This window comes from Pirellula sp. SH-Sr6A, assembly GCF_001610875.1.
Classification (GTDB): domain Bacteria; phylum Planctomycetota; class Planctomycetia; order Pirellulales; family Pirellulaceae; genus JBKCUI01.
On sequence record NZ_CP011272.1, the window covers coordinates 1174169 to 1197996 of the forward strand.

Consider the following 23828-nt stretch of genomic DNA (forward strand, 5'->3'; position numbering starts at 1 on the left):
GACGAATCAGGTGTGACCCACTCGCGATCTCTTTCTCCTTCTCTACCCGGAGCCGTAGAATGGAGTTTGATTTCGAAGTGTCCTTGCTCTCTAGCAACCAAGGGTATTGCAGTTCGAGAGCATCCGTACGACAAGGGAGTGAGCTGAATATGAATGCGACCGATCCGAAGAATTCCGAATCGTCGGACAATCACTCACCCTCTCCTAAGCGAAACCTTCGCTTCTCCCTCCGCTTTCTGTTGCTCCTGCTGATTGGCACTGGTCTAGTTTGCATTTTCGTCGTGTGGAGACGGTCTAGGATTGAGACGATTACCTTTCTCGAAGCTAAAGGATTCTTGGTGTACTCCTCTTCGGAAGCGATCCCAAGTCCGGACTGGGGCGCTCCGAAAGCCAATGGTCAGGGGTCTTTTGCTGAGTCGTGGAAATCCTGGTGGAGGAAACCTTGGTTGGATTGCATCCGCAAGGTTGGCGATTACGAACATTACCAGCACGTAAAACCTTCGTATGGCAATTCTCCTCTGCACGCGGAGGAGATTCGAAAAGTTCTCACTACGCTGCCGTCGTTGACCAAGGTGGACACCGGGTCCGATGATTGGTGGTCTGATCCGGAGGTTCGAGCGCATCTCTTTGAACATTCATCGCTTCGATCGCTTCGAACGCAATGCGTCGCCCACCCGATGGAATCCGTCGCATATGGATCGTTGAAATCCCGGTTAAGAGAGTTGTCGATTTCTATTTCGCGAAAAGAATCCTTGCCCATCTTTCTCGAAGACTTAGATCGTTTGCCACATCTTGAGAAACTGCGATTGGACTATGTCAGTGGTGCGCCTGTTTCATTTGATGAACTAGGCCAGCTACGGTCGCTCGTTCAGTTGGAAATTCGAAACCTCCAATGGCCGGATCTTCGTGGGGTAGGTGATTTCTCGCAAGCAGTGCGGGAGCCGTCCGCTTCGGTGAACGGATGGGAAGAGCTCCAGTCCTTGCAGAGCCTGAAACTTGCTCAGGTCTTTTTGAGCGAGTCGGACTGGGCCCGAGTTCTTCAGTTGCCGTCGCTCACTCAGCTGCATTTGGAAGGTTGCGGGATGCCACGGCGCCCAGATGGCTCCGCGATCGTTGTGCCGGATCGGGCCGAGACGATCTACCAGATCATTATTTCGAACCCCGTTCCGTGGGATCGGCTTCACGCTTCCCCATCGCTTGAGCGAATGGAGCTTTCGTGTTGGATGTTGAATCCAACTTTTACCAGTTTTATCAATCAGTCCCAGATCCGATCATTGGTTCTTGCCAGTTGGAGTTATCCCTACAGGCAGATATCGGAGTTACCAAGGATCCTCTCTAGCATCGATCCACAAGTCAAAATCGTCTTGCCTCGGGAGTACATGCCCCTCCACGAGCCTTTCTGGAGCACGGTGATAGGGGAAGAACGAGAAAGGTTTGAGGCCCTCACGGAATTCGAGGCATGGGCATCGACTCGATCCAACCTAACAGTCGGTCCTGTAGATTGACTCGTTCTTGGGGGAAAGAAAGAGCTCCAATGTGCGGATGAACCACCTTGAAAGTCGCAATCTGCGTTGCAATTGAAAAGAATACCAGTACGATCGAGCGTCGGGATTGCGAATGGTTCCCGGACTAGATTCTGATCGATTGAACACATTGCGGCGAGAAGGGATACGAGCTTACCGATGCATAACGACTTTGCGCTCCTCTTGAATCTAGCCGCAAGCCTCGTTCTCGCATTGATCTTTGGGTTAATCACAGAAAAGTTGCGGCTATCACCTATCGTCGGCTACCTCTTAGCCGGCTTCATGCTGGGGCCGCAAACGCCAGGGATGGTGGCCGATCCGAAGATGGCGGCGGAGTTAGCCGAGATCGGCGTGGTTTTGCTGATGTTCGGGGTAGGATTGCACTTCAATCTTCGTGAACTTTTGTCGGTTCGCAGAATCGCACTTCCCGGGGCGTGTGGTCAGATCCTAGTGGCTACAGCGCTAGGGGCTTGGTTGATGATCGCATCGGGTTTGGGATGGCGATCGGGCATGGTGGTTGGGATTGCGATTTCGGTAGCGAGTACCGTCGTCTTGATTCGCATGCTCATGGACAATGACATCATCCATAGTCCGCAGGGGCACATTGCGGTGGGATGGCTCATCGTCGAGGACATCTTCACGGTATTGGTACTCGTTGCCTTGCCGGCATTTGCTCCTGCCGAGCTGTTGCCCGAGGGTGAAAGCGTCAGTCTGTGGTATTCGCTTTTGTTGGCGGTTGTAAAAGTTTCGGCGCTTGCTTTCGTCGTGGTTGGAGGTGGGCGGTTCGTCATCCCTTGGTTGCTGGGGCTCGTTGCAAGCACGCGTTCTCGCGAGTTGTTCACGCTGTCGATTTTGGCCATCGCCTTGGCGATTGCGACCGGCTCCGCATTCATCTTCGGTGTGTCGATGGCATTGGGGGCCTTTCTAGCCGGGATGGTTGTCGGTCAAACAGAGGTAAGTCATCAGGCGGCCGCCGATGCACTCCCTATGCGCGATGCGTTCGCGGTGTTGTTCTTTGTATCGGTGGGAATGCTGTTCGACCCTTACGTGATGATCGAGCGACCGTTCTTGTTTCTTGGTTTGCTTTCCATCATTCTCCTCATCAAGCCGCTGACATCCTTCTTCATCGTGTGGTTTTTGCGGTATTCCGTTCGTACCGCGATCACCGTTTCCATTGCGCTAGCGCAGATCGGCGAGTTCTCGTTTCTTTTGGCCGAGGAAGCCAACCGATTGGAGCTGCTAAGCCACGACGGCCACACGTTGTTGGTCGCCTGCGCGTTGGTGTCGATCACGATCAATCCCTTGTTGTTCCGAGCGATCGGCCCGTTCGAGTCTTGGTTGAGACGGCGCCCGCGGCTTTGGCAAGCGTTGCTTCGACGATCCGAGGAAAAGGGAGCTACGCACAATCAATCCATCCGCAATCGAATTGAGAATTCCGAAACAGAAGTTCTGCAGAGCAAAACGGCCGTCATCATCGGATATGGTCCAGTGGGTCGGACGGCTTCGAGCATTCTTAAAAAATTTGGTGTGCAGCCCATCGTGATCGACTTGAATCTCGATACAGTCCGAGCGATCTCGGAAACCGGTGAGCTCGCCGTTTATGGTGACGCGACCCGTCGAGATATTTTGGAAGCGGCTGGTATCCTGCAAGCACGCTATTTGTTGGTGACGATTCCGGAGATGCTCGTGCGCACTGCCGTGATTTTGACGGCAATGGACATGAATCCGGAAGTCCGAGTCTTTGCGAGGGCACGATATCTCAAAGAAAAGGCGTGGCTCGAGGAATTGGGAACAAAGGGCATGGTGACCGAAGAGGGGGAGACAGCGATCGGGTTGGCCGCCTTATTGCTACGTGAGCTCAACGCGGACGAACAGCTCATCCAAGAAGAAATCCGTCGCGTACAAAAAGAGTTCTCATTGGGAAGCCATGGCGCAGAGTTGGCCATGCCCGAAGCGGGGCGATCGCAAAAAGGGAGCGTTTAATCCCCGCAACGGTCGTTGCCTTTTTGGTACTATGGCCGCATCTGCCATTCTCCCTACCCTTTTCCCCCCCTCTCCCATGTCGTCAGTCAAGAAGCCTTCCGAGAGCGAAGTTGCCTCGCTCCATTCCGCCTCGATGTCCGCCGTTCAAGAACCTCCCAAGACGCTTTGGGAAGCACTAAGAATGATTGGCCCGGGCATTATTTTGGCGGGAACGATCGTTGGCTCCGGGGAGTTGATCCTCACGACCGCGATCGGTGCAAAACACGGTTTTGCGTTCTTGTGGCTGATTCTGTTTAGCTGTGTGATCAAGGTCTTTGTCCAAATCGAACTCGGAAGGTACGCCATTTCCTCAGGACTTCCGACTCTGAGCGCCCTGAAGAGCATTTCCGCGAGGGCTTGGACAGGAAACTCACTTCTCCTGTGGTGGATCCTCATGCTTTTTTTCACCGTCTTTCAATTAGGGGGAATGACGGGAGGGGTTGGTCAATCCCTCCACATGGCCTTTCCTGATGTAAGCGGAAGCGTCGCAGGCGCCGCAGATTCGTTCTCTTCGAGCCTGGGTGAATACATTCGAAACCATGTCGAGATGCCTTGGGCATTTCTCACTTGCCTCGTCACCATCGCCATCATTTTCAACGGAAGTTATCGAAGGATCGAGGGAGTGACCACGATTCTGGTTGTGGGAGTGACACTCATCACGGTCGCTGCAACTTTAGCTCTACTAGCGACCGATTTTTCGCCAAAGTGGAGCGAAATCGGTAGTGGGCTCCTTGGAAGAATTCCGCCAGAAGGGATCGCGGATGCGTTCGCCGTTTTTGGAATCACCGGTGTCGGTGCAACCGAGTTGTTCTACTACCCCTACTGGTGTATCGAGAAGGGATACGGAAAGTTCGTCGGCCCCAATGATGGCTCGGAACAGTGGAACGAGCGCGCCAGGGGATGGATTCGCGTCATGCACTTGGACGCTTGGGTCAGCATGGTGGTATTCACCCTCTCCACGGTGGCGTTTTACTCGATGGGGGCAGCGGTATTGCATCCGCAGGGCTTAGTCCCGGCCGGGTCGCAGATGATCGAGACGCTATCGCAAATGTATCGAGGACCGTTCGGAGATTGGACGCAAATACTCTTCCTCGTTGGAGCAGGAGCGGTGTTGTTTAAGACCCTCTACTTGGCCTGCGCGGCGAACAGCCGCATGGTGGTCGATCTGCTCGGAGCTTTTCAAGTTTCTCGAGTGCTCACACCATCGGGACGCTTGAAGTCGATACAGCTCTTCTGCGTTCTGTTTCCCTGCATCGCTCTCGGAATGTATTTGGCCAATCGCGATCCGCAGTACATGGTCAAGCTCGGTGGGATTGCGCAAGCCGCTACGCTTCCCATGATGGCCATCGTTACGCTCGTCTTTCGATACCGAAAACTAGATTCGGATCTGCGCCCTTCCAAACTCTCCGACTTGCTTCTATGGATTGCGACGATTGCAATCACTATTGTCGCCGCGTACTCCGTTCCCGACGCCATCAGCCGTCTGTTGGGCTAGCGGCGTGAACGCGTTCGATCGACGCTGATTCGATGCAGCAGTCGTCAGCTCCATCGAAAAGCCGGGCCGGCTCGATTACTTAGGAAGAACGCCAACCAATGTGCTGGTCAAGCCGGTAGAAAGGTCGTTCGTGCCGTCCCATGCCCACATGTTACGGGCCAAGTCGCTGACGAGCACTCCGCACAAGCTGAGCAAAATCAGAATAGTGAGTAGCAGCATCACATCGATGGTGGTATAAGGCGTTTCCGGAACGCCGCGATAGACCGTCCCTGCAGCCGCACCTGCCGCGAGTTCTTCTTCGCCTCCCATGCCACCAAAGCCACCATCGGCTTCTTGGATGGGATCCAATCCATCGTCGCCGAAACCACCTGCACCGGGTGCCCCGAATTCGGTGGAATCTTCCAGTTCGATGACTTGCGATCCGCTATCGTCATCGGCTTCGAGTCCACCCGATGGAGTCAGTTGAAACTCTTCGCCTTGTTGAAAATCTACGAGAGCCCCGCTTCCTAATCCGCTAATACCGCTCACGGCGCTACCAGACCCTGCACCGGAGCCGCTATTGACTTCCGCTCCCAGATCAAGTCCCGAAATACCGGTACCCGCAAGATCCAATGGTTCGTCTTCGAGGGAGAGTCCGCTATCGGAGGGACTCATGAGATTGATCCCGCTTTCCGAAGCGAGTCCAACCCCAGAATCGGAGCCGAGGACCAAGTCGTCTTCATCGTCGGTTGCCAATTCGAGCTCGGAACCGATACCTTCGCTGGTACCGCTACCTCCCGAACCGCTTCCCAGTTCGATCGCCCCCGAGCCCTTGCCGCTAAGATCGAATCCGCTGGCATCGCCTGCGAGTTTCAGTTCGCTACCTAGATCCACATCCGAATCTGCTCTCGATTCGCCCGCGACGTGAATTCCGCTCTCCTCGGCAGCTCGATTAACAAGTCGCACACCACTGCCGCTGTTCGGATCGGCTACCAACTTCACGTCGCTACCAGCGCGGCTGTCGGATCGACTATCTTCGTCGATGAGTTTCAAATCGCTCCCGAGTCCGATTTCGCTGATGCTGGGATCTTTCGCTATGTTCGAACCGCTGAGGTTACCAGACGGATTGGCTTGACGTTCCGAGACCAGAATCGAAGATCCGCCTGCGTCTTCGTCGAGAGCGTCTCCTTGCAATTCGGCCTGTACTCGTTCGATTTCCTCTTGCTTGAATTTCCAAGAAGTCCCATCGCGATAGCCAAAGATCTCTCCGCGAGAGCGCATCTCAACCAGTTCTTCCGTAGAGATACCCAATATTTTTGCGGCTTGCTCAAGGGATACGTAGTTTGCCATGCCTTGGTCACTTCAGGGGAGAAAGAGATCGTAGAAAAGCGTTCTATTACACTAGTCTACGGCTTAGGGGGATTCTAGTCACGGAAAATAGACAATTGGGAGAATTTGGTCCGCCGATGCCGGTTGTCCGGATTATGCGTCGATCAAGCTTTGGGCGCGGGTGATAAGAGATTCCGCGTCCCGGCGCGTGGGAGCTTCTGCGATCAAGCGGACGATGGGTTCGGTATTGCTGGCTCGAAGCAATAACCAGCGATCCTCCCAATCGAGTCGTACCCCGTCGAGCTGACTGACGCACTCGCACTCCAACCCCTCAACCAGCCGTTTAAGCGACTCGAGCAACCGCTCCTTGGAAAGGCTCATCTTGTCTTTGATCATGACCGAGGGAGGGAATTCCCCCGCGATTTCGGAGATCGATTTCCCAGTTGCCGCCATCAAGTCGAGGACTTGGGCCATGCCGACAAAACTATCGCGAATGTACCCCACTTGGGGATCGATAGGGCCGCCACTTCCTTCCCCTCCATACACCGCTCCCTGCTCGATCATACAATCGGCCACGTTCGCTTCTCCGACGGCGCTTTGAAACGAAGCGACATCGAATCGACGGGCAAGCCACTTGGTCATGCCGCTCGAGGCGCAATTGGTCACGATAGGGCCGGGGGATTTCATCAATCGGCGATACGCGCACAAAACGGCCGTGAACTCCTCGCCGATGTATCGCCCCTGTTCATCGATCAACGCTAGGCGGTCCGCATCGGGATCCTGACAGAAGCCGACTTCGCAGCCACTCTCCCGAACCTTCTCCGCTATCTCTCCCAAGTTTTCTGCGAGGGGCTCCGGGGGATGAGCGAAGTGACCATTTGCAGGGGCCCCTAGAATGATTGCACGACACCCGAGAGCCTCGAGCAGGCGTTCGCCAAGGATCGATCCGCAACCATGGTTGGCATCGAGCAAGACCCGAAACGATCGCTTGCGAATTGCATCGACGTCCACGGTTGCCAAAACCGCATCGAGATGATCCTGATGCGGGTCTGGTACGCAGATTCGTTTTCCCAGCGACTCAACACCGACCCAGCCAGACCGCATTTCTTGGTAAGCCTCCAAGACTCGTTTTCCGGGGCCAGAGCTCAATACACGGCCGTCTTTCCCAAAAAGTTTCATTCCGTTGTAAGGGGGTGGGTTGTGGCTCGCCGAGACCTGTATCCCTCCGGCGGCTTGGAAGAATCTCACGTTCCTACCCGCAGTGGGCGTGCTTGCGATCCCTACGTCGATACACTCGCGGCCATGCGCAACAATTGTCGCCGCGATCGCATCGACCAGCATCGGTCCACTTACTCGACCATCGCGTGCGAGAACGATCGGCCCCGGGCCGGCCGAGACGCACATGGCGGCTGCAAAACGGGAGGCGACGGCGGGAGTCAATTCCGAGCCTATTATCCCTCGAAGTCCGCTGATACTGATTATGGGTTCTGCCATCGAAAACCTGCCCATCGAAAGGCTGCGAAGAGTGGTCGACCATCAAATCGGTCGTGTCGCCGAACTCGGTTGGTGCGGCGACTGCGTTTGGCAAGGATACCCCGAGAACCCGTCAAGGGGGCACGGTAAGAGGTAAAAATCAAAATAGGATGCGACCCCTCAAAACCGGTAGGGATGTTACCGTTGCCCTCGATCCCTTGCTTGACACTGGAAATTACGCAACTTAACATCGATTTGCGGGAAGATTTGTAAGGATCTCCTTGTTTTGGCAACTAAGATAGGGCAGTGCATTTTGCTCGCGCCTGCTATTCCGGTCCCCCGCTCACTTCTCAACCCTTTCTTTTTAGGCTCGATTCATGGAACTCTCTGGATTGCTTGTATGGGCAGCTGTCCTCGTTTCCTTGATCGCCTTCATTGTCTTTTTGGTGAAGGGGTTTAAGCAGTGGGGTGTTTGGATGACGATCTGCTTCGTCGTCCTGTTCATCGAATGCTGGACGTTTCTCGTTATCACGGCAGGGGTGAACAAAGCGAGATTGGCAGCCACCAAATCGTTTGATCAGTTGTATACGGAACGAAATCGGCTTTTGGCACAACGAGAGGAAGAGTTTTACGGACTCCCTACCAACCCTGCTCCTGACATGCAGCGGTATGTGCCATTGGCATCGGAATTGAACCGCGTCCTACTGGAACGGGGCAGAACTTGGCGTGGGGCCCGCGTCATCAATGCAAACCCTGCCGGTGCGTCCGTCGAACTGCCGAGTGCTCTGTCCAATCTTCCTCCCGAGGTACCGCCACCCGATCCCAATGGGGCCCAGGCTGTCCCAGCGGCACCGGCCGCCTCCAATTCTCTCGCCGTCGAGAGCATCGTCTACGTATTTGGCGAAGACCAACAGCAAATCCCGGTCAATTACTTAGGTGAGTTCAAGGTCACCGCGGTCAATGGCCCTGCCATCACCATTACCCCAACCACCCCCCTGGCACAAAACCAGGCGGGCATGGTTAACCAAAGCGCGACTTGGGCTATTTATGAGCTCATTCCCCTCGACTCACACACGGCATTTGCTCAGCCGGGCTCGCAGCCGACCGAGGACGAAATTTTTGGAGCGATGAATCCCGAGGAACTGTCTCGTTTGCTCCGCATCCCGCTCGAGTTAACGCAGCGAGCACCGAGCGACCTCAATGTTTTTGACTCGGTGAAAGCCCGCGCCCTCCAGTCCTATATCTTGGACGGAAGCAAAGCTCCGGTCGGTACCCCTCTTGAGAACATCTTCTACGACGTGACCTTCCTCAAGGACTACACCGAGGTCGTCGATTCGAATGACAAGCGTAAGCCAACCGATGGCGGATACTTTGATGCCAGCGGCCGTACCGTCGACGCTCGGCTGATGCGAGACGATTCCCCCGAGGCGACTTTTAAGGTGGACGAGGTCTATCGAATCTACGGTCCAAAGGCCAAAGAACTCGAAGCCGATGGAATCGTCAAACTTGGGAATCCCTATTTCGTTCGCCCCTTGAACGATTACGCCTTTGGTTTCCGCGAAACGCGTCGTCTTACCCAACAAGCAATTCAAGATATCGCGTTGGTCAATCGCGAGATCGCCGTGATTACCCAAACGGAGAAAAACGCTCGTGAGCAGCTTCTTCGAATGGAGGAGATCGGACGTCAAATGGAGAAAGATCAGTCGCAGTACGCAATGGAACTCACTGTTATCAAGAGCGAACAAGCTCGCCTCCAATCGGATATCGACGCCAAAAAATCGGAGCTCGGAAAACTCTACGCATCGATTCTTAATCTTCACAGCAAGCTGGTGACGGTGCAATCGAATATCGCAACCGCCGTTCAAACCTCAGCCAAGTCCGAGTAAGTGAACCGGGCCAGGAATATCCTGGCTTCTTGCATCCCTCCCCGACTTGCGCTATTCTAGGATGAAGTAGTGCGTGTACGCACGACTTCGTCCTCTTCTATTTGGCTCCAAGCGATGATGGATTTTCAGCGTGATTTACCACTGGCTCTTCGCGCTGCGTATCTTGCCATGCATCGCGCCACGGATGCGTGCTTTGCCCCGTATGGCGTCACGGCGGATCAGTTTGTTTTGCTCCTCAACCTAGTAGCGCATGGCGAGGCATTGACGCAACGAGAATTGGCCAACCGTATGGGGTCGGACCCGAGCACGGTTCGTGCCATGCTCGTTTTGCTCGAACGAGGGGGATTGATCGAACGGGACTCGCATCCCTCCGATGGCCGCGCCAAAACGGTGGCGCTTTCGGATGAGGGACGAGTAATGGTAGAACGACTTTGGTCAGCGAGTCAGTCCATTCGAGATCAAATGCAACAGGTCGTTGGTCCGTCGCGATCCAGTACACTGATTCACAGCTTAAACCAGTTAGCCATCGAACTAGATCCTCACTTCCAAGGTAGCTCTCACTCCTCTCCCATCGCCTAAGGAACTTCCTATGGTCCATTTGCTATTGCGCCGGATACTTTTTGCGAAACTCGCGCTCTTGTCTTTCACGACGCACCAACTCCTTGCTCAGCCATCTTCCCCACAACCAACGGGGAACGAAAAAGAGATAGCTGTCGAGAAGGCAAACCGCGAGTTCCCGACTCCCGAAATGTCGGTACCGCACCTCGATACAAGCCTGTTTCAATTTGTGGATGTGGGGGCGAAGATCCCGAATTACACTCCCGGACAGCGGTGGGGAACACAAGGGAAGCCGTTAACGTTGATGCAAAAGCCTCTGACGGCAGAGCGTTCTATCGAAACCTACGCCACCCCCAAGGATTTTCAATTGTCCCTTTGGGCAAGCGAGGCCGCAACAAACTGGCCCGAACAAACAGCCGCACCGAAGCCCTACATGGGCCTGCAGGGCAAGCCCATCGCGATGAACTGGGACGAACGTGGACGCCTGTGGATCTGCGAGACCATCGACTATCCCAATGAGCTGCAATCGACTCCTGCTGCAGGTCGCGACCGGATCAAAATTTGCGAAGACACCGATAACGATGGCGTTGCCGACAAGTTCACTTTATTTGCACAACACCTCAGCATTCCTTCTACGCTCATTTCCTATCGGGGGGGAGTGCTCGTTCAAGACGGACAAAAAACCATCTACCTAAAAGACGTCGACGGTGACGACCGCGCGGACTTCCGGCAAGAGCTCATTACCGGCTGGGCGATGGGAGATACCCACGGGGGCGTGAGCAATTTCCAATATGGGCCCGACAATTGGATTTGGGGAATGCAGGGTTACAACAACTCCGAACCTGTGATCAACGGTGAGCGGCAGATGCGGTTCCGTCAGGGCTTTTGGAGATTCAAACCCCGTTCAGCTCCGTCTGCAAAGACTTCACCCGCATTTGCATTGGACAAGGAGTCAGGAACGCCTGCCAGCGATTCGACGACATCGTACGATCAACACACGCTGCGCGTGGACGCGTTGGAATTCGTTCGCGCCACCAACAATAACACTTGGGGACTTGGGTTCAGCGAAGAGGGCTACGTCTTCGGTTCGACCGCGAATGGTTGTCCGAGCGTGCATATGCCCATTCCCAATCGTTTTTACGATCAAGTGGCAGGCTGGTCGCCCAAAACGCTAGAGAGGATTGCCCCCACCAACGCGTTCATTCCCTTTGACGAGCCCGTACGGCAAGTGGATCAGCATGGTGGATACACGGCGGCAGCTGGTCACGCGCTCTATACCGCTCGCAATTACCCACCGGCATGGTGGAACAAGATTGGTATGGTCTGCGAACCAACGGCCCACCTCGTCGGGGGCTTTGTTCTGGAGAAGGATGGTGCGGGCTACAAGAGTCGCAATACGTTCAATGTCGTGGCGAGCTTGGACGATTGGGTTGCACCGATCATGTCCGAGGTAGGCCCGGATGGAAACGTCTGGGTTCTCGATTGGTACAACTACATCGTTCAACACAACCCGACCCCTAACGGATTCCAAACAGGGAAAGGCGCTGCCTACGAGAGCGATCTACGCGACAAGCGATTCGCGCGCGTTTATCGACTTCTCTATAAACAAACGAATGCACCTACCTCTCCACAATCACTCCGAGACGCATCGCTCGACGCCCTCGTACAGGCTTTGAAGTCCGACAATTTCTTTTGGAGGCGGACCGCTCAGCGACTCTTGGTCGAACGAAACTCCACCGACGCAGCAACCTTGCGTTCCCTCGTGGATTTGGTATCCGATTCCAAATTGGATGCGATCGGGCTTTCGCCTGCCGCCATGCATGCCATTTGGACCCTTTCGGGATTGGTGGAGCAAGGCAACGAAGCTGCCCGAGATGCGTTGAGAAAAGCATGCGAGACGGGTATTCGTCATCCATCGAGTCCTGTACGACATGCAGCTGTTGAGAGTATGGCCCCTGCCGATTTGCAAATGGCATCGAAGGCGGGTTTGTTGCAGGACAAGGATCCGCGCGTTCAACTGGCGATGCTTCTACGTTTGGCAGAAGATGCATCCGATGCCATCACACCGGAAGCGCTGGCACAGCATTTGGTTCAAACTCCCGCTGTTGCAGACGACTCGATTCTTTTAGATGCTTGGACCTCTGCTGCCTCCAAGCACGCTGTCCCTGTTTTAGCGGGACTCGTTCACCAAAAACAGGAATTCAGCGTCGCAGTCCAAGACCGTATTGCAGTGCTCGGTGAGCACGTTGCTCGTTCCAATCCAACCCCAGCCGATCTCGAGAAATTGCTGCAAGGCGATCCCCGTTCACCGGCTCACGTTCCGGTCTGGCAAGGCTTAGCGAAAGGCTGGCCTCGCGAAGGAAAAGTGGAGCTGTCTCAATCTGCGCAGGATCGCATTCGCAAAGAGTTCTTGGCAGAAACGATTCCCATCGAGAACCGCGCCGCGTTGTTATCCATCGCCGACAAGTGGTCGATTGCAGGGTTGCCGGAGCTGGCCGAACGGATTCAAGGCACGCTCTTCCAAACAGCACTCGACGCAAACGAGCCAATGGAAAAAAGATTGGAGGCTTGGGACCAAGCGATCAAATTAGCACCGACGAGCCCGAACATCATGCGAGCCGCTCGTCAGTTGCTTACGCCTCAATTGGCACCCTCCCCTGCAATGCGAGCCTTGATGTCGCTGCAAGCGGCTCGCGTCGAGGGACTCGCCGATGAGGTCCTGCTGTTGCGCAAGAAACTCAGTCCTCAGGTAGCGAGCGCTGCGTTAACGTTGTTGTTGTCGCGCGCGGAAACCACACGAGAGCTGCTCGACTCCATCGCCGACGGGAAAGTTCAGTTCCTAGATTTGCAATTGGATCAACGTCAAGCGTTGATGAACCACCCGATGCGGGAACTGGCTAACTACGCTAAGGAGTTGATGGCCAAGCAAGGGGCATTGGTTTCAACCAACCGGCAGTCGCTCGTTGACGATTGGAAACCGGTGACTGAGATGTCTGGTGATATTCAAAATGGCATCGCCATGTACCGCAAGCATTGCGCACTGTGTCATAAGCATGGCGAAATCGGCGTGGCGATTGGGCCCAACCTGACAGGCATGGCGGTCCACCCTAAAGACGAGATCCTGATGAACATCTTGGACCCATCACGCAGCGTTGAGAACAACTTCCGAAACTACCAGATTCTGACAGTGGACGGCACCGTTCTCACAGGAATGCTCGCAGGGGAATCGGCCAATTCGCTTCGCCTGATCAACTCGCAAGGAAAAGAGGAACAGGTTCTGCGCGAAGATATCGAGGAACTCAATGCATCGACCAAATCGCTGATGCCTGAAGGCTTCGAGAGCCAGATGACGAAACAAGAAATGGCCGACCTATTGAGCTTCCTCGCCAACCGAGGTCGTTACACGCCCTTGTCGCTGACTGGCGTGTCGACGCTCAGCGGCCCGAAAGGGATGCCGGGACCACGAGGGGCGACGGGAGAGCCTTTTGTATTGAAGGAAGTCGGAGTCGTTGAGTTCGAAGGTGTCCCCTTTGAACTCATCGATCCGCAGTCAGGCCGAACAGCGAACATCATCGCTTTGCAAGCACCGCGCGGAAACGCCCCGACGTCTTTGCCTAACAGTGTTTCCATCCCATGCCTTGGAAAGGTCTCCGCAATCCACTTGCTAGGAGGAATTGCGTCGTTTGGATATCCCATCAATAAAAACGAGTCGACCAGCATGGTCGTCCGGGCTCATTATGTCGATGGATCCAAATCGGAATTTGAGCTCATCAACGGTAAGCAAATTGCGAATTACCAAGAGCGAGTGGACGTTCCGGACTCCAAATTCGCATTGGACGCCAACGGCAAACAAATTCGATACTTGAAAATTCCTCTCACAGCATCGAAGGAATTAAAGAGTATAGAGCTCGCGAAGGGTGATGATTTTTCGACGCCGCTTGTGTTCGCGATTACGGTCGAGTCCGCAAACGCCGATTCGCACTAATCGACCTCAAGGCAGCGTGAGCAAAAAGCTGGGGAACATTCACTCCAGCTAATTAGACCGACGAAGTGCTATATGGTTCGATGAGAGGTCGATAGCCGAAAAGTCATGGAGCGTGCAAAGGAACTGGCGGAGCGATTGTGTCTATACAATCGCGAGTTTCAAATCGCACAGTTATTGGAGGCATTGGGAAACGCGAGCAACGGAGTCGCTGAAATATTGCTTTTGCCGGGGCCGTCCGGTGTCGGCAAAACCTCGTTGGCAAACGCGGTGCGCCTACCTGCCCGCGAATCCAATTGCCTCGTTCTCGAAGGGAAGTTCAATCAGTTTGATGCCGACGTTCCCTTTGTGGCACTTCGTCAGATGTTGCAGCAATTGTGCACAACGATCTTATCGGCCAGTTCGGTCGATCGGAACGCGTGGCGCGAGCAGCTTCGGCTCGCGGTGAAGGACCACGGAGCACTGCTCATCCACTTGGTTCCAGAGTTTGCTCCACTTCTGGGAGAGCAACCTCCACTCGAACCCATCGGACCGCTCGAGGCCCGTTATCGGTTTGAAGCGATGATTCAAGGTGTCTTGAAGGTCGTTTGTCGCCCCGAAAATCCCCTTGTGATGTTCATCGACGACTGCCAATGGGCTGATCCAGCATCGATCCATTTGTTAAAGAATCTAGCGATCGGCAGCGATCTCCACTTTCTCTTTCTGATCGCAGCTTACCGGGACGAGAAAACCAATGCAGCCCTTCCATTCTTTTCACTCGTTCGAGATTGGGAACGTCAATCCGTCTCGGTCAGGCGATGCGATTTACCGGGTCTGTCGCTGGAGGGGATCAAAAAGATGATGCGAGACCGGGGGCTGACAACTTCCGGTGACGATGAAACTTTGCCTCAGACTATCCTTTCCCGTTCGGCGGGAAATGCGCTATTCGCGAGAGAGTTGGTCCAACTCGTATCTCAAAAGGGTTCTCACAGACAAGACAATGAGCAGGCTGCAGATCTCTCGAGAGAAGGGGTAGCTTTTCTTCCGGGCAATATCCTCGACGTATTCACCTCGAAGATTGCTCATCTCGGCAACTCCTTTCAGTCTCTGTTGTCCACTGCTTCGTGTTTAGGGCATGGCTTCGAGCTAGGTGTCTTAGCCAGCTGCGCGGGCATATCGAAATCCGAGTGCCAGTCTTTACTGGATCGAGGAATTCCGGAACTGATCGTTCCATTCGAAAAACATCGAGCCTTGTATTCGCAATCCGTCGGATCATCGCAGCAATGGTTTCGCTTTCGGCACGATCGAATCCAGCAGGCTGCGCTTGGATTTATTCCTATCGAAGATCTTCCGTCCACTCGGATGCAAGTTGCCTTTCGAATGTTGGAGAGTTATACCGAGCAGGAACGGCTCGAGTTCGCATGCGATTTAGCAGAACACATCAACGCTGGATCTCATTTGCTTCGCGACGAAGCCGACGTTTTTCGTTGTGTCGCATTGAATTTGACCGCAGCCGAAAGTGCAATGACCGCGACCGCTTACCGTTCCGCGCTCCGGTATCACCGCGCTGCCCGAAAGTGTATTGTGGAGTCGAATCTAAAAGAGGTCTTTTGGCAAAAGGAGTACGAGCTTGCCTTCAAACTCTACGTGGACCATGCTGAAACAGAGTATCTCGAAGGAGACTTTTCCGAGGCCGAACGATGCATCCAAGCAGCGATAGTCCGCGCCACGTCACCCATCGAAAAAGCCAATGCGAGAGTCCTCTCGCTAATTCATTGCACCATGCGGGGCATGTACCAGGAAGCGATCGACGTTGGAACGACCGCATTGCAGGAACTTGAGGTGTCCCTCCCGCAAGAAGGGGACTTGGTGTCGAGAGACCTGGTCATTTCTCAAATTTTCGGTCAATTGGAGGAGAGGCATTTTCGGCCCACGGATGGACGTTCCACAGGGACAGAGGATCCAGTTGTCCGTTGTATCGTTCAGATTCTAACCGCCATGGGGCCTCCCTGTTATCGCGTGCGCCAATCGCTGTGGGGTTGGATCGTTCCGATGATCGTACAAAAGATTCTGAGCCATGGTCCACTCCCCCAGCTTTGTTATAGCTTTTCTGCCATGACTGGATTGCTGACCTACCTGGGATATGACCCCAACGATACGAAGCGATTCATGGAACTCACGGAGAATTGGATCTCCAGCGCGGACCCTTCCTATTCCGATCGCTCGGTGGCTCACATGATGCTAGGTAGCTCAGCGCGACACTGGTTCTCTCCGTTGGCTGACTGTTCCGACAACTATCGAAAAGCGATGGAAATGGGAAAGCAATCTGGCAATTTGCAGTACGCAACCTATGCGTTGGCGCATGACATGTATTGCTCCTACTTTGCCGGTCGATCCTTGCAGGAGATTGTCTATGACAGTGAAGTCGCACTCGAGTTCTGTCGGTCGCGTCAGAATCTTTGGGCAGTAGATCTGCTGCAGGGAGGCGTCCGTGCTATCCAGTTGCTTCATGCCCCTCACCAACCCTCGTCAGCGGACGAGATCGATTTTCTAAATGGATTGGAGTCGCGTAGTCATCGCCAAGTCGCCGTGATTTATCACGTCATGTTGGCCGAGGCCAATCTTTTCCTCGGCGAATTCAACAAGGCCTGGGAACATTCGGAAATCGCCCATCGAGACTTGGATTTCGTCGCGACCCAAGGCCTGTTGCCTTGGCCAGAACACTTGGTCACCCGACTCCTCTTGATGGTCATGATGGCAACAGAGCCATCGGTGGTTTCGGAGCAACAAGATGGCCAAAACAGGAAAGAAGAGTTCGACGCAATGATGATGCGACTCTTCCAGTGGGCGGAGCAATGTCCACAAAACTATTTGAATAAGCTCTATCTCCTTCAAGCCGAAATGGCTCGTCGGGATGGGGATTATCCAAAGGCGGCATGGCTCTTTGACCGCGCCATTGAGGAGTCGAAGCTCTCTGGATTTCTTCAGTGGGAGAGCCTTGCAAACGAGCGTGCCGCAGAGCTCTGGCGTTCGGTGGGCAATTCTGTTCTCGTTGCGATCTATTGGAGGTCTGCATTTCATGGATACCAGCAGTGGGGGGCAAATTCGAAGCTGCGAAAGATGATCGACTCCTTTCGAGAATTGATCGCAACCTCATTGGAACGGACGGATTCGGATCCTGCGGTGTCTAATCCAGAAATAAAAGACTATTGCCACGCGATCATCGATAGACAGACTCAACTCCTTTCGATGGAAACGAGACGGCTCGAGAACCAACTTGACTCCGAGAAGGCTACTCAGGTGGTCGGAGCATTGAGATCAGCAGCCGAGACGATGCGACGCGATTTGGCTGCCAATCGAGAAGCGGCCCAACAACTCAAAGAGCAGCGAGATCGAGAGCGCGCTATCAAAGAAACACTGGAGCAACGAGTTCAACTTCGAACCCAAGAACTTGAGATCGTTGCGAAGAAACTCAAGGAAGCGAATCGGATTCTAGAACGTCGCAATGAAGAACTGGACCAATTTGCTTACATCGCTTCGCATGACTTGAAAGCTCCTCTTCACGGTATCACTTTGGTTTCGGCGTGGCTCCGTGAAGACGGAGGGGAATGGTTACCCGAGTCGTCCCGTCGTTATCTCGATGAGTTGGATCTCCGAGTGCAACGCATGGCGAATCTACTCGATTCGATACTTTCTTACGCTCGTGCCGGGCGAAGTCTCGAACAAGTAGAGTTGGTGAGCGTGCAAGATTTAATCCATCGCATTTTGGAAAGTCTTCATCGACCGGAAGAGTTTCGCATTCACGTTCAACTCCCTATGCCGGTCCTCCACACCGATCCCAATGGAATGCAACAGGTATTCCAAAACTTGATCCAAAATGCCATCAAACATCACGACCGGATCGATGGAAACATCACTATCTCTTGGCGAAACCTGATCGACATGTACGAATTCGTTGTGGCGGATGATGGCCCGGGAATCGACCCCCGGTATCACACCAAGATCTTTCAAATGTTCCAGACGTTGAGACCCTGGACTGAGGTGGAAGGGAGCGGGATCGGACTCTCGATCGCCAAACGCGTGGTCGAGCTCCATGGAGGGCAAATCTCTATCGAATCCGAATTGGGACGAGGAACCCGTTTTCGATTCACCTGGCCTATACGTGCGACCGACTATCGATGACGTCCAAGATCGCGTTTGGGTTAAAGGGTTTGCGTAGCCAGAAGTCCAATCCATCGGGGCCGAGAGACACCCGATTGTCCTGGAGCGACGCACCGCTCATTCCAATGATTTGCATTTCGCGAGCGAGGGGATCGTTTCGAATCGATTGAACGACTTTCGCACCGTGGCAGTGCGGAAGATTCATGTCTAAAAGAAGGACCGCATCCGGATGCTCTCCATGGATGAAATTCAAAGCATCCGCCCCATCCTCGAAAGAGTGAACGTCGCAACCGCGTTTGAGCAAAAACGCCATCAACAGATCTCGCTCGTCCGAGTTGTCTTCGACCAAAACGATACGCTGTCGGGTCGTTGGAGCCTCGACTTCCTCGAACCCGAATTGCTTGCGTAGATTCGTCAAATCAGATCGGATTTGGTTCCCCAGTGTTTTCGTATCCTCGGAAAGTGAGGGCGAATCCACGGCACTGGCGTAGACTTCAAATCGGTCGGCTAGATTTCTCAGAAGCTGGTGCAATCGATTCTTCTCCGCCCCCCGAAGCGATTCCTCTTTGGCCAGTGCCAGAAGACGCTGAACCGCGAACCCGATACGCTCATTGTCCTCCTCCGGCTCCCTTTCGGTGCAAACGTCAATGCCGCATGCTTTCCGTAGAAAACCCTGCAGAAAATCGGCACAGCAATGAATCGCTTCCGACAGTCCGGGGTGCATGTCCGCCAAGCGATCGGAGCAATGATCCAATTCCCGTAGTACGAGATCGACCTCCTTTGCACAGGGCCCCAGATGCCCAAGTAAATTGGCATCGCTTACAACAAAACGCGATCTGCTTTCCATGAATCGCCGCCCGGATTAGATGATGAGAAGAGTCCGATGATTCTCTCCTCAAGATAATCGAAAACCACAGGCCATGGAAACGCGACTTTGCACCAATCTTGTCGCACCCAATGGTTCGCCGCTTCTAGACTCTTTCTAGCAGCAATGCCTCGATTACTAACGCTTTCCGCTCCAGCCCGCGCCCACGGCAAACACACCACCTCTCTAGGGTCGTGACGATTCCATTACGACTGGATGGGTCCAAATCAAATGCTACCAACCAAACGCAGTTTCCAGCTCCGTGTCGTCCAATTGGTCGACTTGCGGCAACGTAATGCGTGCGAGGTAGAGCCCTTCGAGTCCGGGTATTTCGCTGACTCGAAAACGCGTTCGTCCGTCAGGACCCATTGGCGCCAACTGGTACAAAAGTCGCTTGAAATCGGTCAACTCCGTCCCTGCCGGGATTTTTAATGGAACGACGCAGAATCGCGTTTTTCTTCCTTCGGGAGTGGTCAACATGACTCGATCGCGTCCGATGACGACGAGCTCCAGGGAATGGTTGTCCACGAACTTCTTCACGATCTGAGGAAGGGTTCTATTCCGAAGCACCGCGATTTCCATCTGCGATGGTACCATTCCATGCTGCCAAACCGCTTGCCAGTCGATCAACAATCCCGTCTTCGTACCATCCGCAGCCAACTGCAAGAGTTCGGAGACGCTTCGAAGCTCGGGGACCAAAACCTCGCCCTCCACCGTTCGACTCTGAACTCCGAGACTCGCTTTCCACTCGTCGGGGTCGAACAACAACTTTGGCGCAGTTCCTGGTTCCTGCCAAACGGGAGTCGGTCGACTGTGAAGTCTTGCGAGCAAACACAAGGTACTCCACGCAGATGCTTTACTAATAGGATCCGCAGTCGTACTCCAAACGAGGCTTCCCTCTTCCACTTTGCAGATACCATCGATGTCCCAGAGGGAGACCAATAGTTCACCAAAGGTTTTTTCTTCGCCTTCAGGGACGGTTCCCTTCAAATTCCAGCGAGCTTCCGCTTGCTCCCCATTCCCCTCCTTGAGCGGACGAAGAATCGGTAAACCATCGGGCGACATCTCAATCCGTAATTTCTTTTCGGCCAGAATGGAGTCAAAGAGTTTTTCGAGTGTTGTGTCTTGCGAATCAAACGAGACCGTCACATTTTCGTCTTGTCCCGCGGCCCGAATGGATGGCCAATCCAGGGTAATCCCAACACCGGTCATTCGTCCGAACAACTCGATGCACTTAACCAATTGAATATCGGAGGCCTTGATCCGAGCGATGTTGATTGCTGCGGCGCGTTCGGCCCAGACAGGAATAGGCTGGGGAGTAGGGTAAGCCAAAATCGACATCGGCTCATCGAGCGTCTCAATATCCAGTTCCTTCAACCGACCCGTTCGACCAAACCCGCCGTCTGTCAGTCCGCGCGAAGGTCCGAGCAAGGGCCCGAATTGCCCTGGCCCGAAGATATCAGGCAGTTTCTCAGTGGATTCCTTTTCCCGTTCGGTCAGATCTTTTTCTTGCTCTGGTTCGCTGCCGGATTGAGGATCCTTTTGGTCTGCTGTCGGGTTGTTTCCGCCCTCTTTCGATGAATCAGGGGTACGTAAAAAGTCCGTCAACCCAGCCCCCGGGTCCAAAAGCGAGTTGGGGGGCTTGGGACCAGGTTGCGGTTCGGTGTTTGGACCTGGTCCGATCGGCGGAGTCTCCTCTTTAGGCTCCTCCTTGGGATCATCGACTTTGACGTTTCGGTCGTCGGTTGCAGGCTCGTCGGGAGGTATGGGAGGAGCGGCATTGGGGGGGGCATTGTCACTCGATGCCGTATCGTTTCCAGCGGAGGGGGGGAGTGGATTCGAGTCCGGGTCACCAGCCGGCAATTGAGCTATTGGCTTCTCGGTCTGCATCCAACGGAGAAACCCCCAAAAGGCGAATCCCGCGACGATCGAACTGACCACCCCCAACGTTGCAACCAACAAGATTTGACGTTTCTTTGCCAACTCACGGCTTTCCCACTCCCGATCCGTACTGGGAAGGGGTGCCCCGGTAGGGAGAGGGATAAACGAGTCGGCGTGAATAGGGAATCCGGGCTCACCCGATTTCTCGGCGCTTCCGCCTGGGCTTGATTGCGACTCCCAATCCGTAGGAAGCTGATCCCATGCAAGATTCCCGATCTGCTCGTCGAGTGGATTGGGTGGGATATTCGTCAGAACCTCGTCCCAGTCCCCATAATCCTCCTTGGTCATGGCCGTCGAATCCAACGAGGCGGGGGCTGCCCCCCTCGAATCTTTATCTTCGGGAGATTGCTGCGGTATTGCGATCGGTTGCTTGCAGCGAGGGCATGGCAAAGTTTGCCCAAGCAAATGGGGCTGGCGCACCACAATCCGACTCTGGCAATTAGGGCAGTTCATCCGAAAAGGTATCAAGGGAACACCACAATGATTTGCAGGGATATGGGATTTGCGGGACCGCCTATTTGCTATGATAACCGCGCGACCCTGACAGAAGCAAAAATCGCGTACCGTGGCCTCAAAATCCTTACCCGATCCGGACTATGACATCACTTATACCAAATATCCCAGACCCGTTCCTCTTGGCCGCAGGAGTGACCTCCGATGGAAGCCTTACCGGAAACATCATCGCCCTGATCGCTCTTTCGGCGATGGAGATTGTGCTGGGTATCGACAACTTGGTTTTTCTCTCCGTCCTTTCGAGTCGATTGCCGAAGGAGCAGCAAAAGTCGGCGCGTTTGATTGGTCTGGCCCTCGCCATGGGTATGCGGATTGGTCTGCTCGCTTTCCTCTTTTTGATTCTTAAGCTGAAGGATCCGTTCTTCACGCTTGACTCCTTGCCTCTTTGGGAGGGTGCCAAGCAATGGCTGCAAGCGAACGAAGAGATCAACGGTGTTTCCATCAAGGACTTGATCCTCATCGCCGGTGGGCTTTTCCTACTTTGGAAAAGCGTGAAGGAGATTCACCATCTCGTCGGAGGTCACCACGAATCTCACAACGCGGCCGCCCCCCCGAGTTACGCGTCTGTCTTGATCCAAGTCATGGTACTGGACTTGGTCTTCTCCCTCGACTCGGTCATTACCGCAGTGGGGATGGCTGACCAGCTTTGGGTCATGATTTCTGCGGTCCTTCTCTCCGTTCTCATCATGATGATCTTTGCAAACAGCGTCGCGGAGTTCGTGGAAAAGAATCCGACCGTGAAGATGCTGGCGGTGGCGTTCCTGGTAATGATCGGAGCCATGTTGATTGCGGACGGCAGCGGGACTCACGTCAGCAAAGGTTACGTGTACTTTGCAATGCTTTTCTCGCTCAGCGTCGAAGTCCTCAATTTGCGTGCGAAATACAAAGCCGAAGAAGCAGCCTTGCAAAAATCGTACACCGAGGGGGAAGGGTACTAGCCGCGTGCGTCTACTCATCCTCGGTTGTGGTCTTGCCGGCTCCGCGATGGCTTGGGCGGCCCACCGTCGCGGCTGGTCCATCGCGCTCATCGACCGAGTTGACTTGGAAAGTTCATCCCATGTCGCAGCGGGCTTGGTAACTCCCATCACCGGGACTCGAAGCGCTGCGACTTGGCGGTGGGACTCGTTTTATGCAGCCGCATGCCATCACTACACGCGCGTTGAACGGGATACCCATAGTTCCTTTTGGCATCCCCAGCCTGCGCTACGATTGTTCCATTCCGAGGAGGAACGCTCGCGGGCTCAGGAACGTTGGCAGCGAACCGATCCCGCCGATCACTCTCCTTGGTCTCCGAAAATCAGGCTATGTCACTCAGAAGAATTAGCTGGGCTTCATGCTCCTCACGGTGGGTGCTGGATGGAACCGGCAGCAAGGCTTCATACGGGCTCATACCTGGCGAAGACTCGCGCGTACTTTCAATCGAGAGATGAATTCTTCGTCGCAGACATCGATATCGATTCGCAACTCGCTGTCCCCACCAATCCATCCACGGAACCGTTGCAACTCCGACTTCCCAGCGGTCCCATCTCGGTCGATGCCGTGGTCTTTTGCCAAGGCTTCGAAGCGAAGTGCAACAGCTGGTTCTCAGCCTTACCACTGCATCCGGCTCGCGGAGACATACTCACCCTCGCGGCGGAAAACAAAGAGGCTGTGAGCGGGGCTTCTTCTCCATTTCGTTCGGGTTCGACATTGCCAGAACTCTGTCGCACCCATGTCGTTCATTCCGAAGTGTGGATGGTCCCCGCTGATCGTCAGAATGTTTTGGTGGGAGCGACGTACGATCGCCATCACTTGCATGGACGAGTCGATGAAGATGGGCCTGCTAGGACGAATCGTGAGATCTTGCTCGAACGGGTCCAGCGGATGCTGCCGGCAGTGAATGTCCAGCAATGGCCTGTAGCGAGGCATCAAGCCGCGGTGCGCCCTGCGTCCTATGATCGTCACCCACTAATCGGCAGACACCCTACCGTTCACAACGCATATGTTCTCAATGGACTAGGTTCGAAGGGAACGCTTATGGCGCCCCTGCTCGCCGAACAATTGTGCGATGCCCTGCTATATGATCGGCCTATCGATTCCATGCTGGAATGGTCGCGAAGGGTATTGCCGTAATCCATCCCCA

At 54.3% G+C, this 23828-nt stretch carries 13 protein-coding genes; 9 read left to right on the top strand and 4 right to left on the bottom strand.

Features of this window, described 5'->3' with window-relative positions:
* Nucleotides 1-149: 149 nt before the first annotated feature.
* The 3 genes from VN12_RS04500 (at nt 150) to VN12_RS04510 (ending at nt 5040) form a co-directional block, all read left to right on the top strand.
* Nucleotides 150-1505, top strand: a complete 1356-nt coding sequence (locus VN12_RS04500) for a hypothetical protein (protein WP_146675702.1) — start codon at nt 150-152, stop codon at nt 1503-1505.
* A gap of 177 nt (nt 1506-1682) precedes the next feature.
* A complete protein-coding gene (locus VN12_RS04505) occupies nt 1683-3506 on the top strand; it encodes a cation:proton antiporter (RefSeq protein WP_146675703.1) in 1824 nt (607 codons plus the stop codon).
* Between the two features lie 76 nt (nt 3507-3582).
* Nucleotides 3583-5040, top strand: coding sequence for an Nramp family divalent metal transporter (locus VN12_RS04510; protein ID WP_205855188.1), 1458 nt, complete (start codon nt 3583-3585; stop codon nt 5038-5040).
* Nucleotides 5041-5115: 75 nt separating this feature from the next.
* On the opposite strand, the gene VN12_RS04515 is transcribed toward VN12_RS04510, so the two are convergent.
* Nucleotides 5116-6369 (bottom strand): helix-turn-helix domain-containing protein, encoded by a 1254-nt coding sequence (locus tag VN12_RS04515; RefSeq protein WP_146675705.1) that lies wholly within the window; start codon nt 6367-6369, stop codon nt 5116-5118.
* A 132-nt stretch (nt 6370-6501) separates the two neighbouring features.
* Entirely contained in the window at nt 6502-7842 is a 1341-nt protein-coding gene (gene glmM / locus VN12_RS04520; protein WP_146675706.1) for a phosphoglucosamine mutase, read from the bottom strand.
* Between the two features lie 356 nt (nt 7843-8198).
* Between glmM and VN12_RS04525 the strand changes: the two genes are divergently transcribed.
* From VN12_RS04525 to VN12_RS04540, 4 genes are all read left to right on the top strand, one after another.
* Nucleotides 8199-9707, top strand: a complete 1509-nt coding sequence (locus tag VN12_RS04525) for a hypothetical protein (RefSeq protein WP_146675707.1) — start codon at nt 8199-8201, stop codon at nt 9705-9707.
* 69 nt (nt 9708-9776) lie between these two features.
* Nucleotides 9777-10286 carry a MarR family winged helix-turn-helix transcriptional regulator gene (locus VN12_RS04530; RefSeq protein ID WP_240491320.1) on the top strand — a complete coding sequence of 170 codons (510 nt, stop codon included), beginning with the start codon at nt 9777-9779 and terminating at the stop codon, nt 10284-10286.
* A gap of 169 nt (nt 10287-10455) precedes the next feature.
* Nucleotides 10456-14250: a PVC-type heme-binding CxxCH protein gene (locus VN12_RS04535; protein ID WP_146679789.1), complete on the top strand. Its 3795-nt coding sequence runs from the start codon at nt 10456-10458 to the stop codon at nt 14248-14250.
* A gap of 105 nt (nt 14251-14355) precedes the next feature.
* On the top strand, nt 14356-18408 hold the full coding sequence (locus VN12_RS04540; protein ID WP_146675708.1) for an AAA family ATPase: 4053 nt from the start codon (nt 14356-14358) through the stop codon (nt 18406-18408).
* Here VN12_RS04540 and VN12_RS04545 read toward each other — a convergent pair.
* Together VN12_RS04545 and VN12_RS04550 are read right to left on the bottom strand one after the other, a co-directional pair.
* Nucleotides 18383-19234 (bottom strand): response regulator, encoded by an 852-nt coding sequence (locus VN12_RS04545; protein ID WP_146675709.1) that lies wholly within the window; start codon nt 19232-19234, stop codon nt 18383-18385. The two genes, VN12_RS04540 and VN12_RS04545, sit on opposite strands and share 26 nt — an antisense overlap.
* A 252-nt stretch (nt 19235-19486) precedes the next feature.
* A complete protein-coding gene (locus VN12_RS04550) occupies nt 19487-21481 on the bottom strand; it encodes a hypothetical protein (RefSeq protein WP_146675710.1) in 1995 nt (664 codons plus the stop codon).
* A 308-nt stretch (nt 21482-21789) separates the two neighbouring features.
* Between VN12_RS04550 and VN12_RS04555 the strand changes: the two genes are divergently transcribed.
* Entirely contained in the window at nt 21790-22644 is an 855-nt protein-coding gene (locus tag VN12_RS04555; protein WP_146675711.1) for a TerC family protein, read from the top strand.
* A 4-nt stretch (nt 22645-22648) separates the two neighbouring features.
* Nucleotides 22649-23818, top strand: coding sequence for an NAD(P)/FAD-dependent oxidoreductase (locus VN12_RS04560; protein ID WP_146675712.1), 1170 nt, complete (start codon nt 22649-22651; stop codon nt 23816-23818).
* The last annotated feature ends 10 nt before the right edge of the window (nt 23819-23828 follow it).

Bases quoted from the DNA above. Each gene is read 5' to 3' on its own strand.
- VN12_RS04535 (WP_146679789.1), top strand. From the start codon at position 10,456: ATGTCGGTACCGCACCTCGATACAAGCCTGTTTCAATTTGTGGATGTG.
- VN12_RS04505 (WP_146675703.1), top strand. From the start codon at position 1,683: ATGCATAACGACTTTGCGCTCCTCTTGAATCTAGCCGCAAGCCTCGTT.
- VN12_RS04555 (WP_146675711.1), top strand. From the start codon at position 21,790: ATGACATCACTTATACCAAATATCCCAGACCCGTTCCTCTTGGCCGCA.
- VN12_RS04550 (WP_146675710.1), bottom strand. From the start codon at position 21,481: ATGACCAAGGAGGATTATGGGGACTGGGACGAGGTTCTGACGAATATC.
- VN12_RS04500 (WP_146675702.1), top strand. From the start codon at position 150: ATGAATGCGACCGATCCGAAGAATTCCGAATCGTCGGACAATCACTCA.
- VN12_RS04545 (WP_146675709.1), bottom strand. From the start codon at position 19,234: ATGGAAAGCAGATCGCGTTTTGTTGTAAGCGATGCCAATTTACTTGGG.
- VN12_RS04540 (WP_146675708.1), top strand. From the start codon at position 14,356: ATGGAGCGTGCAAAGGAACTGGCGGAGCGATTGTGTCTATACAATCGC.
- VN12_RS04525 (WP_146675707.1), top strand. From the start codon at position 8,199: ATGGAACTCTCTGGATTGCTTGTATGGGCAGCTGTCCTCGTTTCCTTG.
- glmM (WP_146675706.1), bottom strand. From the start codon at position 7,842: ATGGCAGAACCCATAATCAGTATCAGCGGACTTCGAGGGATAATAGGC.
- VN12_RS04515 (WP_146675705.1), bottom strand. From the start codon at position 6,369: ATGGCAAACTACGTATCCCTTGAGCAAGCCGCAAAAATATTGGGTATC.
- VN12_RS04510 (WP_205855188.1), top strand. From the start codon at position 3,583: ATGTCGTCAGTCAAGAAGCCTTCCGAGAGCGAAGTTGCCTCGCTCCAT.